The 586-nt window shown below is 63.3% G+C and carries 1 pseudogene; it reads right to left on the bottom strand.

The features are described 5' to 3' along the window. Positions 1 to 586: pseudogene (locus RT424_RS24140) on the bottom strand (glycosidase); the annotation flags it as partial.

Genomic DNA, 586 nt, shown 5'->3' with positions numbered 1-586 from the left:
GCCATGCGCGATCGCCCCGCAGGTATAGACGACATTGGGAACATAGCCTTCCCGATCCTCATCGGAAGGCGACAGGAGCGGGACGGCCGAGCGGCCGATGACCCGCGAGGGATCATCCTTGTCCAGCAGCACCGCGCCAATGGCATATTTGCGCATCGCGCCCACGCCGTGGGTGAGCACAAGCCAGCCTTCCTCAAGCTCGATCGGCGCGCCGCAATTGCCCATCTGGACCAGTTCCCAGGGATAATGCGGTCCTAAAATGCGCTTGCCTTCCTCCCAGTGACGCAGGTCGGGCGAGCGCAGCAGGAACAGGCTCTCATTGTCCTGCCGGCCGATCATCAGATAATCGCCGCCAAACCGGCGCGGGAACAGGGCCATGCCCTTGTTTCGCGACGCCGGACCCGTCAGCGTCTGCAATTCGAACGTCTCGAAATCCCGGGTCACGAAAAGCTCCGAGGCGATCGCGGCGCCGCTGTAGGCGGTGTAGGTACCGTAATAGCAGGTCGAGGCATCGTCATCGGTGAAACGGACCAGGCGAAGATCCTCGAGCCCGTTGCGCTGGGCGGGCGTTGCGGGAAAGAGCACG

It is taken from the genome of Novosphingobium sp. (genome assembly GCF_032093395.1).
Taxonomy (GTDB): Bacteria; Pseudomonadota; Alphaproteobacteria; order Sphingomonadales; family Sphingomonadaceae; genus Novosphingobium.
This window is presented reverse-complemented; position numbering and strand designations above follow the sequence as displayed.